Here is a 15,159-nt window from a genome sequence, read left to right on the forward strand (position 1 = left end):
ACCTTGCACGGTGTGCTGGCCGCGGCCGGCTGCTTCATGCGTCAGCCGAGCTTGAGCGCCAGCTGAACTCCCTGGTGGACCGGGAGCGTTATGGAGAGGTATCCGTTGGCCGGGTCGTTGATGTAGTCGCGGAACTCCTCGTAGACTCCGCGGCCGATGTCGAGGTCGACGTCATCGACAACCACCAGGGCGCCCGGCCGCAGCCGGGGTTCCACGATCTGGAGTATGGGGAGCCGGAGATCGAGCCATCCGTCGAGCAGCAACAGATCGACCGGCTCGGGCAGTTCCCGCAGTGTCTCCCGGGCGTCACCGAGCCGCAGGTCGACGAGATCGCCGAGCCCTGCGGCGGCGAAATTCTCCGTCGCCCGTCGTGCCTTGTCCTGCTGCAGCTCGGTCGTGATCACCTGACCGCCGTCGTTGTCGCGCACCGCGGCCGCCAGATAGAGCGTCGAGATCCCGAAGGAGGTGCCGAACTCGACGACGGTCCGTGCCTTGACGGCCCTGGTGAGCAGGTAGAGCAGTCGCCCGCCCTCCCTGGACACGGACATGATGATGTCCTTCGTGCGTTCCGCCATCTCGGCGGCGCTCATCCCGACGGGAAAGTCACCGCCCAGATCCACGCCGGCCGCCGCCCATTCGGCCGCCAGATCCTGCTTGTCCTCGGCTGTCAGCAGCCGGTTCAGAGTTGATGCGACAGCGTCCGATTCCAACGTCGAAGACATGGGCACAATGCTCCTTGTTCTTGTGGCTGCGGCGGTCGCCGAGCCACCGGTTCAGGGGATCAGGACGGTCTTGCCGGGCAGCTTCTGGGCGGCGAGCTCCTCGTGAACAGCGCGCAGCTCGGTCAGGGGTCGCCGCTGGGCCACATGGATCTCCAGGTCACCGGCGTCGACCCGGGCGACCAGTTCGGCGAGTTGTCCCGCGTCGCTGCGCCCGAAGACCTGCAGGTTCCGCACCCCGCGCTCGGTGTGCGCCAGGCCCGGGGGAACGGTGTTGGCGAAGGCGCCGCCGTCGACGACCAGATCCACCAGCTGCGTGAGCTCTGCCGGGGCGAGGAACACCAGGTTCAGCACCACGTCGAACTGCTCGCCGGCCACCGCCTCCTGGAGCGGAGTGGCGGTGTAGTCGATGATCCGCTCGGCCCCGTAGGACCGGACGCGGTCACGGCTGCCGGCGCCGGCGGTCGCGGTCACCGACGCGCCGGCCTGTGCCGCGAGCTGGACGGCGTACCCGCCCACCGCGCCGCCGGCGCCGTTGATGAGGACGGTCTGGCCCGCTGTCAGTCCGACGTGCTCGAAAAGCGCCTGCCAGGCGGTCAGTCCGACGGACGGCAGTGCCGCTGCGTCGGACAGGTCCCCCGTACGCGGAGCGGCCGTCAGCGTCTTTGCGGGTGCCACGGCGTACTCGGCGGCAGCGCCGGGCCCGTCGATCGGCAGCCATGCCACCACCGCGTCGCCCACACTCCAGTCGCTCACACCGTCGCCGACCTCGGTGATGACACCTGCGACGTCGTAGCACGGCACGTGCGGCAGAGCCAGTTTGAACACCTCCCTGACGAAACCCGCACGGAGCGAGGCGTCAACGGGGTTCACCCCCGCGCCGGCGACCCGCAGCACGACCTGGCCCGCACCGGCCCGGGGACGGTCCGCCTCTTCGTGGACCAGAGCGTCGGAGTCGCCATAGGAATGGAAACGCACTGCCTTCATGATCAGCCTCTCTTCATCATTGTTCGAACTCGAGCAGCTCGCCGACGGCGTCGCCCATGACGGCCCGGCCTTGTTCCGCAGCCCCCGAAAACGTCATGCGAGCCGGACGTCCCGGGGCAAGGGCGCGTTGCGGGACCGGAATGCGTGACGATTCGAACCGGGCGCTCACTGGATCGCTGAGCACCCTCCACTTATTAGCATCCGAACCACGGCGCCGACCAGATGAATCAGCGGCATCCGAGCGCATTTCGAGGAGCGCTCAAGCGACTTTTGAACCGGTGTCCGTAGCGTCGGCCAACGATCCCTGATATCCGGGGTGGCAACGGGCAACAAGACGCTTTCTGGCCTGCGTTGCTGTGCAGAACCCGGTATACGGCTATCCGGAAGGGCTCATCATGACGAACACAATGCTCGTCGGAACCTCGCAGCGTTCGGGCTCTGTACGGTGACCGAGATATCGCTCACAGGCGCACGGGCCGGTCGCCGGACCATGGCGGAATTCCATGCGCTGGGCCCGGTGGAGGCGTCGGTATCCGGCCGGATGGTGGATCTGGGGGCACCCAAGCAACGCACGCTCCTCGCCCTGCTGGTGAGCCAGGCCGGCCGGACGGTGACAACAGACGTCATTCTCGAAGCCCTCTGGGAAGGGAATCCGCCGCCGTCGGCGATGACGTCACTGCAGGCGTATGTGGCCAAATTGCGCAAGGTCCTGGAACCGGGCCGTGCGCCGAGAACACAGGCGACGGTCCTGCGTACGTGTGCCCGGGGCTACGTGCTGGACGCCGGGGCAGTCGATGTCGACGTGCACAGGTTCGTCGCGCACGCCGAGGCGGGCAGGCAGGCGCGGGACCGACAGGATCCGCGGCAGGCGTTGCACGAGTTCGATGCGGGACTGGCGTTGTGGCGAGGGCAGCCCTTCGCGGAGGTGAGCGGTGTCCCTTGTGTCGTGCCGGAGGTGGCGCGACTCGAGGAGGTGCGGCTGTCCGTCGTCGAGATGCGGTGCGCGGCGCTGCTGGCCCTGGGAGCCCACGAAGTGGCCGTGGCCGAACTGAGGGCTTTCGTCAAGTCCAACCCGTTGCGCGAGTACGGCTGCGAGCTGCTGAGTCTGGCCTTGTACCGGGCAGGTCGGCAGGCCGACGCACTGGAAGTGCTGAGGACCGTCCAAGCGAGCCTGTCCGAGGAGTTGGGCGTCGATCCCACCCTGCGGTTGCAACACATGAGGCAGCAGATCCTGAACCAGGATCCGGCTCTGGACTGGCAGCCGGCATCAGCCCTTCCAACGCGGTCGGCAGCCGTCGGGGCCGGGGGTTCGCTCTCGCCGCACGCGGCCGCCCCGTCACCGCCGACGGACGACACCGCCGAGGACGTCTTCGTCGGTCGTGAGGCAGCGGTCCGGCAACTGACCGAGGCACTGGCCGCGGCGGAGGCCTGCCGGGGGCAGGTGGTGATGGTGTCCGGGGAACCGGGGGCCGGAAAGACCAGCCTGCTGCGGCGGTTCGCCGAGCGGTCGGGCGTGCCGGTGTTCTGGGGTACCTGCGCCGAGCACATCACCGCACCGCCGCTCTCGCTGTGGGAGCAGGTGCTGCGTGCGGCCGACGCCGCCTTCCCGCACCGCCCGGCACCGGGACCGGTGGCCGAGCTGCTGAACGGGGCCGCCCAGCAGCCGACGGTCGGCATCGAGGCGGCGGATGGCAACCCGCGGCTGTTCGACGCCATCGGCCGGTACCTGACCGGTCTGTCCAGGACCGGAGCGCTGGTGGTGATGCTCGACCACGTGCACCGAGCCGACCCGGCCTCCCTGCGGATGCTGGTTCACCTGGCGGAATCCGTGCCCAGGAGCCGGCTCCTCCTGATCGCGTCCTATCGCTCGGACGAGGCGCCGATCCTGGCCGGGACCCTGGCGGCGCTGTCCGGTGCGGAACCGACGCGGATGGAGCTGCGGGGGCTGACTCCCCGGGACACCCGGGTCCTGGCCAGCGCCATCGTCGGCAGCGAAGTCAGCAGTCGCACAGTCGAAGGGCTATGCGCCAGGTCCGGGGGCAACCCGTTCTTCCTGCGCGAAATGATCAAACTGCTGGCGGGCGAGCAGCGCCTGGACGAACCCCACACGGCGCCGGTCCCGGCCCCCGTCCGTGAGCTGGTGCTGCACCGCGTCGAACGGCTCCCGGAACCCGCGGCCGAGCTGCTTGCCGTGGCCGCCGTCGCCGGCCGGCACTTCGACGTCGAGGTCGTCGCCGACGTGGCGTCGATCGAGATCGACACGGCGCTCGCGGTGCTCGACAGCGCGATCGCGGCGGGCCTGATCGATGAGGACAAGCAACGACTCGGCTGGTTCCGCTTCACCGACGCCTTGGTGGCGGAGGCACTGTACGAGACCACGGGACGGATGCGCCGGGGACGTCTGCATCTGCGGATCGAAGCGGCCGCCGGCCGTGCCTGGGCGACCGAGCGGGCGGCTGCCGGACCGGCCCCCGCCGCGACCGCCCCGAGGACATGAGTCCGCCGGGCCTGGACCAGCCGGCGGAACAACGAGGGTGATGGCCACCGGTGGCCGTCGCGGGCGGGGCGTCGAGCAACGGACGCCAAGTCGGCGACAACCCGTTGAAAAGCTCCAGCCAAGTCGCATGGCCGATGCTGAGGCAAGGCAGCCGCGACAAGGCATCGACTTTGCGCGACTTGAAGGGAATGTTCCATGACTGCAGAAGCCACGCTCGCCCGTTTCCGCGAGTACATGGTGGGACCCGCACGGTTCATGAACCTGCTGTCCTGCTTCGAACTCGGCCTCATCGACGCGCTCCGGGAGAACCCCGGCATGACCGCGGCCGAGCTCGGCGCCGCCGTCGGGGCCAAGCCGGATGCGGTGGAACAGCTCCTGAACCTTCCGGTCAAGGAGGGCTTCGTCGCACACGACGAGACGTCCGGAACGTACGCCCTGGACGCACTCGCGGACGTGGCCGACGTCGACCTCCACCGGGTGCTCGCCTTCATGGACAAGATCAAGGTCACCACGCTCAGGCAGCTCTACTACCTCACCGACAGCGTGCGGACCGGCACCATCGTCGGGCTGAAGGAACTCTACGGATTCGAGGGGGACTTGTACGCCGCGATGGGCGTGCACGCGGATCTGCGCGACTCCTGGTCGCGGTTGATGGATTCGGTCACCGAGCGTATCGACCCCTGGTTCTTCGACAACATCGACATCCCGGCCGGCTCGCAAGTGCTCGACCTGGCAGGACACACCGGTCTCGGCGCGATTCACACCCACAAGTTCAAGGGCTCGTCCGGACTGCGGGTGACCACGTTCGACCTGCCGGACAAGCGCGAGGAATGTCTACGGAATTTCCGGGAGCACGGCGTGGACGGTACGTCGTCGTTCATCGGCGGAGACGTGTTCCAGGGCGTCCCCAAGGGCTTTGACGTCGTACTGATCAAGCACTTCCTGAACATGTTCGACAAGGATGACGTGCTCAAGATCCTCAACGGCGTCCACGAGTCGCTCGAGGTGGGCGGGCAGGTCAACATCCTGGTGCCGATATATGCCGAGAACATCAAGGAATCCTGGAGCGTCGACTACTACCCGTCCTTCTTCCTCGGCTGCGCCACGGGGCAGGGCGGCCCCCAGAAGCTGTCGACGTTCCGGAGCTGGCTGGAAGAGGCGGGGTTCACGGTCACGAGGGAGATTTCCCAGGACCCGGCGGAACTGCCGCCGGACGCACTACCGCTGCAGGGCATTTTGAGCGCAACGAAGAACGGCTGACCACTCGCTTCGGGCTCCTTGTCCACACCACTTGGGAGGGCCATGTCCAGCCGCCTGTTCACCTCGGAATCCGTGACCGAGGGGCATCCTGACAAAATCGCCGACCAGATCAGCGACACCATCCTCGACGCGCTGCTGCGCCAGGATCCCGCCTCGCGCGTGGCGGTCGAAACCCTGATCACCACCGGTCAGGTGCACATCGCCGGAGAGGTGGCGACCTCCGCCTATGCGGACATCGCCGATCTGGTCCGGGCGAAGATTCTCGACATCGGCTACGACTCCTCCGCCAAGGGCTTCGACGGCAACTCCTGCGGAGTGTCGGTGTCGATCGGCGCGCAGTCCCCGGACATCGCGCAGGGCGTCGACATGGCGTACGAGTCGCGGGGCGAGGGTGCCACCGAGGACGACGAACTCGCCCGCCAGGGCGCCGGCGACCAGGGCCTGATGTTCGGGTACGCGACCGACGAGACCCCCAGTCTGATGCCGCTGCCGATCGAGCTCGCCCACCGTCTCTCGCTGCGCCTGTCGCAGGTCCGCAAGGACGGCACCGTTCCCTACCTGAGACCGGACGGCAAGACTCAGGTCACCATCGAGTACCGGGGGAGCCGGCCGGTCCGCCTGGACACGGTGGTGGTCTCCTCGCAACACGCGAGCAACATCGATCTGGACTCGCTGCTCGGCACCGACATCCGCACGCACGTCGTCGAGCACGTACTCGCCCAACTGGCCGAGGACGACATCAAGCTCGACACGAACGGCTACCGCCTGCTGGTCAACCCCACAGGGCGGTTCGAGATCGGCGGCCCGATGGGCGACGCGGGTCTCACCGGCCGGAAGATCATCATCGACACGTACGGCGGCATGGCCCGCCACGGCGGTGGCGCCTTCTCCGGCAAGGACCCGTCCAAGGTGGACCGTTCGGCCGCGTACGCCATGCGCTGGGTGGCCAAGAACGTCGTGGCGGCCGGTCTCGCCGCGCGCTGCGAGGTGCAGGTCGCGTACGCGATCGGCAAGGCCGAGCCGGTGGGTCTGTTCGTGGAGACCTTCGGCACCAGCACGGTCGAGGAGGAGAAGATCTCCCAGGCCATCACCGAGGTCTTCGACCTGCGCCCGGCCGCCATCATCCGCGACCTCGACCTGCTGCGCCCGATCTACGCCCGGACCGCGGCCTACGGCCACTTCGGCCGTGAGCTCCCGGACTTCACCTGGGAGCGGACCGACCGCGCCGATGCCCTGCGCAAGGCCGTGGAAACGGGCTGACAGCAACGTGCCGCCAGGACCTGGCGCGACAAGCCAGTGGTGCGCGGTTCCCCCGCCGCGCACCACTTCGACCGACCGGCTGGTGGCGGCCGACGACACGACCTTGGACCGCACCCGAGCCGTCCATCGCGAACGAACGGAGGATCACGATGACGTCGCAGCAGGCGGGCCGCGTGCTGATAGTGGGTGCCGGGATCGCTGGCATGTCGGCAACCATCGCCTTGCGACGCACCGGGGTGGCGGTCGATCTGATCGACATCGAGCCCGACTGGACGGTGGTCGGTGCCGGACTCACGATCACCGGGCCGACGCTGCGGGCGCTCCGGCAGCTCGGCGTGTACGACGCGGTCGCCGCGCAGGGATATGTGGGCGAGGGCATCCGGGTGTGCGGGGTCGACGGCACGTACATCCGGGACATCCCGACGCCGATGCCGCCGGAGGCCGGGGTGTGCGGCTCCGGCGGCATCGGCCGGCCGGCGCTGTACAGGATCCTCTCCTCGCAGGTGCTCGCCAGTGGTGTGCGTCCGCGCTTCGGCATGTCCGTCGTGGAGATCGCGCAGGACACGGCCGGCGTCGATGTCACCTTCAGCGACGGCACCGCGGGCCGCTACGACATGGTGATCGGAGCGGACGGGATCTACTCGCGGACCCGCCATCAGGTCTTCCCCGCCGCCCCGGAACCGGAATACACGGGCCAGAGCGTGTGGCGCATGTTCGTACCGCGACCGCCGGGAGTCGACCGCCGGCACTACTTTCTCGGCGGAGAGGTCAAGGTCGGCTGGACACCGGTCTCGGCAACGCAGATGTACATGTTCGTGGTCGAGCGGACGCCGCGGAAGATCCGTGAACCTCACGAGCTGCCGGGCGGCCTCGCCGACCTGCTGAAGCCGTACGGCGGACACGTACGGACGTTCCGGGAGTCGATCCGCGAGGACACCGTGATCGCGTACCGCCCGCTGGAGTCGTTCCGCCTGCCCGGTCCATGGCACCGCGGGCGGGTGATCCTCATCGGTGACGCCGCCCATCCCACCACCCCGCAGCTGGCCTCGGGCGCCGGCATCGCGGTCGAGGACGCGTTGGTGCTCGCCGAGGAACTCGCCCACCACGGCGCGGTCCCCGCGACGTTCGAGGCATTCTCCGTCCGGCATGAGCAGCGGTGCCGGTTCGTCGTCGAGAGCTCCATCGAAATAGGCAGGCTCGAACAGGAGCAGGCACCACCGGAGGCCCAGACAGCCGTCGTGGAACGTGCGCTGGCCAGGCTCGTCGAGCCGGTCTGAGGTCGCTCGGCCCGGCCGGACGGAGTTCACCTGGGGAGCAACACCGGACCAACCGGCGCTCGCAGCATGGATGTTCATGTCGAGACAGCCAATCGGCCAAGATCGGCGCGGGGGTAACTGCCGAGGACGAACGCGGCGTGGCGCTGGGCGAGGGCGGCGACGACGAGGCCGACGGAGGGGTCGTCCACGTGTCCCTCGCATTCCAGGAGGAAGGAATAGGTGCCGAGGCCAAAGCCGCCGGGCCGGGACAGCACGGCTGTCAGGGGTACAGAGGAGCGGGTGAACTCCTCGAGCACCGCGTGCAGTTGCTGCATCTTGTCGGCCAGCGGCACGACCAGGCTGGTGCGGTCGACGCCGGTGGGCAGTGAGCCCACCATGGGCCGGGCGACCTTCACGAAGCGGGTCACCGCGTCCTGCCTGTCTCCGATGTCGGACGCGACGATGTCCAGCCCGTAGCGCCGGAGTGTGTTCGGTGCGGCGATGGCGGCACGACCGGGCACGGCTGCGGTGCCGACCTCTCGGGCGGCCTGTGCGGTGGAGGCCGCGGTGACCACGTCGGCGCTCGGCAGGTTGTCGTTGAGCCAGGTGCGGCACTGCGCGTGCGCGACGGGATGCGTCAGCACCTGCCGGATGGAGGCGAGGGCGCCGGCCGGGGGGACGGCGAGCGCGAATTCCACCCGCAGCAGCGTCTCGCCGACGATGCACAGGTCCCTTCCGGCGGCGAGCGCGTCGACGGACTCGGTGACGGACCCTTCGACCGAGTTCTCCCACGGGATGACGCCGGCCGTTGCCTCGCCGCGGCGAACGGCGTCGAGCGTCTGTCGGACCGTCGGACACGGCACCGCAGAGTCGCGCGGTACGTCCAGCCCGCTCAGAGCTGCTTCGGTGAACGAGCCGGGCGGGCCCAGATAGGCGATGGACATCAGGGGATACCTCCGGGCTCGACCGGTCAGACGGCACTCCAGGCCCCGGCGACGGCGACGGCCTGTCGGGGGTTGAGCCGTGGGTCGCACAGCGTGGTGTAGCGCCTGCCGACGTCGGCCGACTGGACCTGGCTCCAGACGCATTCGGTCACGTCGTCGGGCGTGGTCTCGAGGTGGAGGCCGGCCGCGATCCCACCTGCTCCGGCGACCGCCTGCTGGAAGGCCACCACCTCTTCGATGATGGTCTGCACCGACCGGGTCTTCAGCCCGGTGGGCGTCTTGATCGTGTTGCCGTGCATCGGGTCACACAGCCAGGACACCGGATGCCCGGCCTCGCGCACCGCCGTGACCAGCGCCGGTAGCCGTGCGGCGACCTGGTCGACTCCCATGCGTGCGATCAGCGTGAGACGGCCGGGCTCCCTGCCCGGATCGAGCCTGGTGCACAGATCCACCAGTTCCGCGGGGGGCATGGTGGGACCGACTTTGCAGGCAACGGGGTTGGCGACCTGAGCGAGCAGCCTGACGTGGGAGCCCTCCGGATCCCGGGTGCGTTCGCCGATCCAGGGCAGGTGGGTGGAGGCCAGGTAGCTCTGACCGCCCGCCGTGCGGCGCAGCAACGGCCGCTCGTAGTCCAGGACCAGCGCCTCGTGACTGGTCCACACAGGTGCTCCGGTCGGCGGCATCCAGGCGCCAGTGCGCTGGCGCAGCAGTGTGGTGGCCCGGTCCGCTGCCGCGTAGCAGGCGAGCATGCGCTCGGGGTCGGCGCGGCGCTCCTCGGGTGTGGCGGCGGGTCCGTTGACCAGATGACCGCGGTAGACCGGCAGTTCCCGCCCGTCGACGACCTCGGTGGGGGAGCTGCGCGGCTTGGCGAACTGTCCGGCTATGCGGCCGATCCGGATGACCGGCCTGCCGGTGTTGATCTTCATGACACCCGCCAGCGCGTCGATCAGACCGATCTTGCGGTTCACCGCCTGCGGTCCGCACTCGGCAGGGTCCTCCGCGCAGTCCCCGGCCTGGATGATCTGGTAGGTGCCGCCGGCCGCCTCGGCCATCAGCATGCGGAGCATCTGCACCTCCTCCCAGCCCACCAGGCCGGGCCGGGCGGCGAGTTCGGCCCGCACGTCGGCCGCGCGCCCCGGGTCTGCCCACACGGGTTGCTGTTCCGGAGCGACGAGCCGGCCCGGGGCGACGCCGGTGGCCGCCGGCGGCCGGAGATCGCGGTCACGAACGGGTGATGCGAGAGGCATCGCGGACATGGTCATGCTCCTTGGGGCAGAGGGGAGTCAGTTCCCGGGGGCGGGGCACTCAGGTCGGGGCGCAGCGCCGCCGCGGCACCGAGATAGACGTGGTGCATGGCGTCGCGGGGCCGCGGGCTGTGCACATGCGCCAGAATCCGGATGACACGATGCAGGGAGCCCGGGACCGCGATCTCGGCGGTGCACAACAGCGGTACATCGGTCAGGCCCAGCTTCCTGGCCGCGGCCGCCGGGAAGGCGGAGCGCAGGTCGTGGGTGGTGGTGAAGACGATGCTGATCAGGTCCGCATCGCTCAGGTCGTTGCGCCGCAGGATCTCGCCGAGGAGTTCGCTGGTGGCCTGTTCGATGAGCGCGGGGTCGTCGGAGGCGACCTGCGTGGCACCGCGCACGGCACGCACGGCGAGAGCGCCTGGCTCGAACGCCTGGCTGGTCGGGGTCGTCACTGGCTGGCTCCTGTGTCTCCGGAAAGGGCCGATACGGCCAGGTGATCAGGCCGCCTGCCGGGTCAGCAGGTCGTACAAGGCGGTGATGGTGCGCGCCTGCGGCAGTTCGTCCAGGGGCAGCACCACCTGGTACTGCTTCTCCACCTGCGCGACGATCTCGATGAGGTTGAGCGAGTCGGCCTGGTATTGGTTGAAGAGGTCCGCGCTGTCGTCGATCTCGTCCGGACTCAGCGCCAGGATCTCCGCCACGATCGCGCGGACTCTTGAGATCGAGTTGTCGGTGTCGTTCATCTGCCGTCCTTCTCTTGATGCGGTGCCGGTGTGGTGGGGAGCAGGCTTGAGGAAGGGCGCGAGACGACGAGGATCGAGCCCACGGTGAGGACCGTTCGGTCGGCTGTCCGTGTCTCACCGGTGAACTCACCGACCGCGCCGGAATGGTGGCTGAGCTGTACGTGGTGTTCCAGGACATCGCCGGGCACGGCCGGCGCGGCGTAGGCCAGGTCGCGGATGCCGACCATCAGCGGGACCTCGTCCGGCGGGCCGAGCCCGGCGAGCGACCACAGGAGGGACACGGCCTGGCCGAACGATTCGAGCAGGAGCACCGACGGATAGGCGAAGCCGTCGATGCCGGTTCCGTCCGCCATGTCCCGGTAGCAGTCCTCCCCACCGGTGATCGCCTTGGTGGCGACGAGCGAGGCGGGCGGCGAGAACTCCCGCACCGTGTCGAGCAGGAGCATGGGAGGGCGCTGGCGGAGCCGACCGCGCACCTGGCTGTGGTCAAGCATCGGCCACCACCGGTTCGAGCGTGACGGACAGCTCCGCCGCCATCTGGCCATCGGCACGCGCGCCTCGAGCCCGGACTCCGACCCGGCTGTTCGTCTCGGGAGTCACCAGCAGGGAGAGTTCCAGTTCGTCGCCCGGAAGCAACGGGCGGGCGAAGCGAGCGCGGTCGATACTGCACAGCCGAAGCTCGGCACCGAGGGCGGAACCGGCTGCCTGGCGCACACAGTCGATCAAGAGAACCCCCGGCAGGATCGGGAAGCCCGGATAATGGCCGGCCATCTGCGTGGTCGCCCGCTCCACGGGCAGCCGCACCGTGACCCGGGTGCCCTCGGGGGTCTGCTCGGTCTGCGGTGGGCGGTGCAGTGCGTCGAACACCTTCGCTGTTCGGGACGAGGCGGGCACGGCGCTTCTCAGCCCAGGCCCGGCTCGACGACGAGGCGCTGCGCGAGCTCTTCCACGTAATCGGTGATCGTTATGTCGTGGTCGAGGTAGGGGACCACCTCACGCGTCTGCTCGTAGAGCCGCCGGGTCGCGGGCGACAGGCCCTCCGTGCCCCGGATGTCGACGGCCTGGCACGCGCACAGCAGCTCGAAGGCGACCACATGCGCGACGTTGTCCAGGACCTCCGCGGCGCGCCTGGCCGCGACGAAGCCGAAGGACACGATGTCCTGGAAGTCCCCGGTCGAACTCAACGACTGGATGGAGATGGGCATGGCCTTCGCCCTGGTCTCCGCGGTCAGCGAGGCGGTCATGAACTGGCCGCCCATCAGTCCCAGGCGCAGGCCCGGGTTCTCCTGGCACAGGAACGCCGGCAGCCCCTCGCTGTTGCTCTTGTCGAGATACCGGTCGATGCGGCGGTTGGACAGGTTCATCAGCGTGGTCAGCGCGATCGCCAGATGGTCCATCGCCATGGACACGTACTGCCCGTGGAAGTGCCCGTTGTGGAACACCTCGGCCTCGTCGGGGTCGATCAGCGGGTTGTCGTTGGACGAGTTGAGCTCGTCCTCGACAACCTGCTCGATCGAGGCGAGGCTGTCCACGACCGGCCCGAGGATCTGCGGTGTGCACCGGATCGAGTAGGCGTCTTCGATGGACTGCGATCCCGCCTTCGCGGTGTCCCCCATCTCGCCCGAGAGAAGGTGCTCGGTGTCGAGTTCGTCGACCGCCAGAGTGGAGTCGGCCAGCGTGTCCCACAGGAACTTGGCGACGGCCTGCTGTCCCTTGTGCGGCTTGAGCGCGTGGACCCGCGGGTCGAACGGCTTGGTCTTGCCGGCGAGGGCTTCCACGGACAGGGCCGAGACCAGCAGATACGACTGCAGCAGTCGTCGGGTCCGCGCGATGTTGATGCTGCCCAGACCCACCATGCCGGAGGTGCCGTTGATCAGCGCCAGGCCCTCCTTGAAACTGAGTTCCATCGGTTCGATGCCGACCCGTCGCAGCGCCTCGGCACCCGGGAGGACCTCACCGTCCAGCCTCGCCTTCCACTGGCCGATGCAGACCAGCGCGATCGCGGCCAGCGGCCCGAGGTCGCCGCTGGTGCCCAGCGACCCCTTCTCCGGCACGCACGGCACGACACCTGAGTTGCGTACCGCGATCAGCTTGTCCAGGTTCGTCAGGGAGATGGCCGAGTTGCCGCGGGACAGTGACACGATGCGGGACGTCATGATCGCGCGGACCGTGGTGTCGTCGAGATGGTCGCCCACGTTGGTCGCCACGGCGTTGAGCAGATTCTCCTGGAGCTCCCGGGCCATGGAGACCGGCACCAGATAGTTGACGAACCCGCCCATGCTGGTGTTGACGCCGTAGATGACCCGTTCCTCCGCGACGAACTTCTCCAGCGTTCGGCGCGAGGCCTCCACGCGTGCGCGAACCGTGTCGTCGATGGCCACGGGGTCGGCTGAGACCGCGGTCGACTCGACGTCGGTCAGCCGCACCCGCTGGCCGATGGACAAGGTGTAAGTCACGTGTAGCTCCTAAGCGTTCGTAGCGTGTCGTACATCGGATGTCCCCCGGGGGGAGGCCAGCTTCTGCGTGAGCAAGGCGCGATCGACCTTGCCGTTCTCGGTCAGGGGAAGCTCCGGCAAGGTGTGGATCGACCGAGGCACCATGTAGGTGGGCAGCTCTCGCGCGCAGAACGCGAGTGCCGCACCGACGTCGAGATGCGCTCCCGGGCGGTCGAGGACGACGGCCGCCATCAGCACGTGGTCCCCCGATCGCGGAACCAACGTGACCGCGGCCGCCGTCACGGTGGGAAGGCGGGTCAGGGTGCCCTCCACCTCGCCCAGCTCCACCCGGTTTCCGCGGATCTGCACCTGGTAGTCGGACCGGCCCACGAAGGAGAGATCGCCCCCCGTGCCCAGGCGGGCCAGGTCGCCCGTGCGGAGCACCTTCTGCCCGTGCCGCGGCTCGACCGGGTCGGGCACCAGCACCGCGGCCGTGGCCTCGGGGTCGTTCCAGTAGCCGGTGAACAGCGCCGGGCTGCGCAGGTAGATCTCCCCGATCCGGCCCGGCTGGGTGACCACCTCGCCCCGATGGTCCACGAGGGTCATCTCGGCGCCGGCGTGGGCGTGACCGATCGACAGCCGTTCCTGCTCGGCCGGCAGCGGATTCGGGACCTCGGTGAACGAGGCGGCCATCGACTCCGTCGCTCCGTAGCCGTTGACGACGCGGGCGCCGGGAAGCGTCTCCTGCAGCCGGCGAAGTTCGGGGATCGGGAACTCCTCTCCCGCGAAGACGACCGAGCGCAGACGCTCCAACTCCTTGAGCAGGTCCGGGTCGTGGCGCAGGACCGGACGCCACAGTGACGGAACGCCGTGCACCTGGCTGACCTCGGCATCGCGCAGGAAACCGATCATGCGCCGCGGCGAGCCGAGATCCTCCCGCCGCACCGGGACGAGGGTGGCGCCACTGCTGAGCGCCACACCGATCCCGAACAGCGCGAAGTCGAACTGGAGCGGTGATGTGCTGGCCACCCGGTCGTCGGGTCCGGCCAATCCGTCCTCCAGCATCGCGCGCAGGAACGTCACGATCGCCCGGTGGCTCATCACCACGCCCTTGGGACGGCCGGTCGACCCGGAGGTGAAGACGATGTACGCGGTGTCGGTGGCGAGCACGTTCCGTCGCCGGCGCACCCGGCGCGCCGGCGGGCGCTCGACCACCAGGCCGCCCGGGCCGAAGTGCGCGCTGCCGTCCGCTTCCACCAGCTCCCTGCGCGCGAGGCCGTCGGCCCGGGCATGGAGTGCGGGTTCGACCGAACGCAGGATCGACAGCAGACGGGTGTCCGGAGTCTGCGGGCTCACCGTCACGAACGGCAGGCCCAGCATGGAGCAGGCGAGCAGCATGGCCACCGCCGCCGCCGAGGTGTCCGCCTCGACCACCACACGGTCACCGACATCGAGGCCGAGGCCGTCCAGAACGGCCGCGTACTCCTGGGTCAGAAGGTCGAGGCGGCGGTAGGAGATCTCGTGGAGAACTCCGCTCTCGTCCGCCTCCACCACCGCGGGCTTGTCCGGAGTGACGGCCGCGGGCCCCATGAGCAGCCGATAGAGGTTGTCCGCCGAAGGACGCGGGCGTTCCATAGCGTCTCCCTTGTCAGTTGAGTGACGGCGGCGAGCAAAGCCGCCGGTGCCGCCGTGTCGCTTCGGGGCCTTGGCACCAACCCTGGGACACCGGGATGGGCGTGGGACTGGAGCGTGTCTTGAGCGGCGGTGTATAGGCAGGTCGGCGCCCTTGTACGGACAGCTGCCCGAAGGGA

Annotated in this window: 15 protein-coding genes; 5 read left to right on the forward strand and 10 right to left on the reverse strand. The window is 69.0% G+C overall.

Going from position 1 to position 15,159, the window contains the following annotated elements:
• Nucleotides 1-41: 41 nt before the first annotated feature.
• Both ACFU8Q_RS09000 and ACFU8Q_RS09005 read right to left on the reverse strand, forming a co-directional pair.
• Complete coding sequence (locus tag ACFU8Q_RS09000) at nucleotides 42-722, reverse strand: O-methyltransferase (RefSeq protein WP_384449955.1); 681 nt, start codon at nucleotides 720-722, stop codon at nucleotides 42-44.
• A 51-nt stretch (nucleotides 723-773) separates the two neighbouring features.
• Nucleotides 774-1,706 carry an NADP-dependent oxidoreductase gene (locus ACFU8Q_RS09005; protein WP_384449958.1) on the reverse strand — a complete coding sequence of 311 codons (933 nt, stop codon included), beginning with the start codon at nucleotides 1,704-1,706 and terminating at the stop codon, nucleotides 774-776.
• Between ACFU8Q_RS09005 and ACFU8Q_RS09010 the strand changes: the two genes are divergently transcribed.
• From ACFU8Q_RS09010 to ACFU8Q_RS09030, 5 genes are all read left to right on the forward strand, one after another.
• Entirely contained in the window at nucleotides 1,705-1,854 is a 150-nt protein-coding gene (locus ACFU8Q_RS09010) for a hypothetical protein (RefSeq protein ID WP_384449961.1), read from the forward strand. The two genes, ACFU8Q_RS09005 and ACFU8Q_RS09010, sit on opposite strands and share 2 nt — an antisense overlap.
• Before the next feature lie 342 nt (nucleotides 1,855-2,196).
• A complete protein-coding gene (locus tag ACFU8Q_RS09015; protein WP_384449964.1) occupies nucleotides 2,197-4,203 on the forward strand; it encodes a BTAD domain-containing putative transcriptional regulator in 2,007 nt (668 codons plus the stop codon).
• A gap of 195 nt (nucleotides 4,204-4,398) precedes the next feature.
• Nucleotides 4,399-5,463: a methyltransferase gene (locus ACFU8Q_RS09020; protein WP_384449967.1), complete on the forward strand. Its 1,065-nt coding sequence runs from the start codon at nucleotides 4,399-4,401 to the stop codon at nucleotides 5,461-5,463.
• Nucleotides 5,464-5,505: 42 nt separating this feature from the next.
• The gene (gene metK, locus ACFU8Q_RS09025) at nucleotides 5,506-6,723 is read left to right on the forward strand and encodes a methionine adenosyltransferase (protein WP_384449970.1); all 1,218 of its coding nucleotides are present in this window, start codon (nucleotides 5,506-5,508) and stop codon (nucleotides 6,721-6,723) included.
• Nucleotides 6,724-6,872: 149 nt separating this feature from the next.
• Entirely contained in the window at nucleotides 6,873-8,000 is a 1,128-nt protein-coding gene (locus tag ACFU8Q_RS09030; protein ID WP_384449972.1) for an FAD-dependent oxidoreductase, read from the forward strand.
• A gap of 74 nt (nucleotides 8,001-8,074) precedes the next feature.
• Here the strand turns inward: ACFU8Q_RS09030 and pheA are convergent, their stop codons facing one another.
• The 8 genes from pheA to ACFU8Q_RS09070 are packed head-to-tail and all read right to left on the reverse strand — an operon-like array spanning nucleotide 8,075 to nucleotide 14,983.
• Nucleotides 8,075-8,923, reverse strand: a complete 849-nt coding sequence (pheA, locus tag ACFU8Q_RS09035) for a prephenate dehydratase (protein ID WP_384449975.1) — start codon at nucleotides 8,921-8,923, stop codon at nucleotides 8,075-8,077.
• 26 nt (nucleotides 8,924-8,949) lie between these two features.
• A complete protein-coding gene (locus ACFU8Q_RS09040) occupies nucleotides 8,950-10,170 on the reverse strand; it encodes a 3-deoxy-7-phosphoheptulonate synthase (RefSeq protein ID WP_384450072.1) in 1,221 nt (406 codons plus the stop codon).
• 11 nt (nucleotides 10,171-10,181) lie between these two features.
• Nucleotides 10,182-10,622: a chorismate mutase gene (aroH, locus tag ACFU8Q_RS09045; protein ID WP_384449978.1), complete on the reverse strand. Its 441-nt coding sequence runs from the start codon at nucleotides 10,620-10,622 to the stop codon at nucleotides 10,182-10,184.
• A 45-nt stretch (nucleotides 10,623-10,667) separates the two neighbouring features.
• Nucleotides 10,668-10,913 carry an acyl carrier protein gene (locus tag ACFU8Q_RS09050; protein WP_384449981.1) on the reverse strand — a complete coding sequence of 82 codons (246 nt, stop codon included), beginning with the start codon at nucleotides 10,911-10,913 and terminating at the stop codon, nucleotides 10,668-10,670.
• Nucleotides 10,910-11,407, reverse strand: a complete 498-nt coding sequence (locus ACFU8Q_RS09055) for a 3-hydroxyacyl-ACP dehydratase FabZ family protein (protein ID WP_384449984.1) — start codon at nucleotides 11,405-11,407, stop codon at nucleotides 10,910-10,912. Before ACFU8Q_RS09055 ends, ACFU8Q_RS09050 begins: the two co-directional genes overlap by 4 nt.
• Complete coding sequence (locus ACFU8Q_RS09060; protein ID WP_384449987.1) at nucleotides 11,400-11,807, reverse strand: 3-hydroxyacyl-ACP dehydratase FabZ family protein; 408 nt, start codon at nucleotides 11,805-11,807, stop codon at nucleotides 11,400-11,402. Before ACFU8Q_RS09060 ends, ACFU8Q_RS09055 begins: the two co-directional genes overlap by 8 nt.
• Nucleotides 11,808-11,815: 8 nt before the next feature.
• Complete coding sequence (locus tag ACFU8Q_RS09065) at nucleotides 11,816-13,369, reverse strand: phenylalanine aminomutase (D-beta-phenylalanine forming) (RefSeq protein ID WP_384449989.1); 1,554 nt, start codon at nucleotides 13,367-13,369, stop codon at nucleotides 11,816-11,818.
• A 9-nt stretch (nucleotides 13,370-13,378) separates the two neighbouring features.
• A complete protein-coding gene (locus tag ACFU8Q_RS09070) occupies nucleotides 13,379-14,983 on the reverse strand; it encodes an AMP-binding protein (protein ID WP_384449992.1) in 1,605 nt (534 codons plus the stop codon).
• Nucleotides 14,984-15,159: the final 176 nt, after the last annotated feature.

This window comes from Streptomyces sp. NPDC057543 (assembly GCF_042801895.1).
In the GTDB taxonomy this organism is placed as follows: Bacteria; Actinomycetota; Actinomycetes; order Streptomycetales; family Streptomycetaceae; genus Streptomyces.

Bases quoted from the DNA above. Each gene is read 5' to 3' on its own strand.
- ACFU8Q_RS09000 (WP_384449955.1), bottom strand. From the start codon at position 722: ATGTCTTCGACGTTGGAATCGGACGCTGTCGCATCAACTCTGAACCGG.
- ACFU8Q_RS09010 (WP_384449961.1), top strand. From the start codon at position 1,705: ATGATCAGCCTCTCTTCATCATTGTTCGAACTCGAGCAGCTCGCCGAC.
- ACFU8Q_RS09005 (WP_384449958.1), bottom strand. From the start codon at position 1,706: ATGAAGGCAGTGCGTTTCCATTCCTATGGCGACTCCGACGCTCTGGTC.
- ACFU8Q_RS09015 (WP_384449964.1), top strand. From the start codon at position 2,197: ATGGCGGAATTCCATGCGCTGGGCCCGGTGGAGGCGTCGGTATCCGGC.
- ACFU8Q_RS09020 (WP_384449967.1), top strand. From the start codon at position 4,399: ATGACTGCAGAAGCCACGCTCGCCCGTTTCCGCGAGTACATGGTGGGA.
- metK (WP_384449970.1), top strand. From the start codon at position 5,506: ATGTCCAGCCGCCTGTTCACCTCGGAATCCGTGACCGAGGGGCATCCT.
- ACFU8Q_RS09030 (WP_384449972.1), top strand. From the start codon at position 6,873: ATGACGTCGCAGCAGGCGGGCCGCGTGCTGATAGTGGGTGCCGGGATC.
- pheA (WP_384449975.1), bottom strand. From the start codon at position 8,923: ATGTCCATCGCCTATCTGGGCCCGCCCGGCTCGTTCACCGAAGCAGCT.
- ACFU8Q_RS09040 (WP_384450072.1), bottom strand. From the start codon at position 10,170: ATGCCTCTCGCATCACCCGTTCGTGACCGCGATCTCCGGCCGCCGGCG.
- ACFU8Q_RS09050 (WP_384449981.1), bottom strand. From the start codon at position 10,913: ATGAACGACACCGACAACTCGATCTCAAGAGTCCGCGCGATCGTGGCG.
- ACFU8Q_RS09055 (WP_384449984.1), bottom strand. From the start codon at position 11,407: ATGCTTGACCACAGCCAGGTGCGCGGTCGGCTCCGCCAGCGCCCTCCC.
- ACFU8Q_RS09070 (WP_384449992.1), bottom strand. From the start codon at position 14,983: ATGGAACGCCCGCGTCCTTCGGCGGACAACCTCTATCGGCTGCTCATG.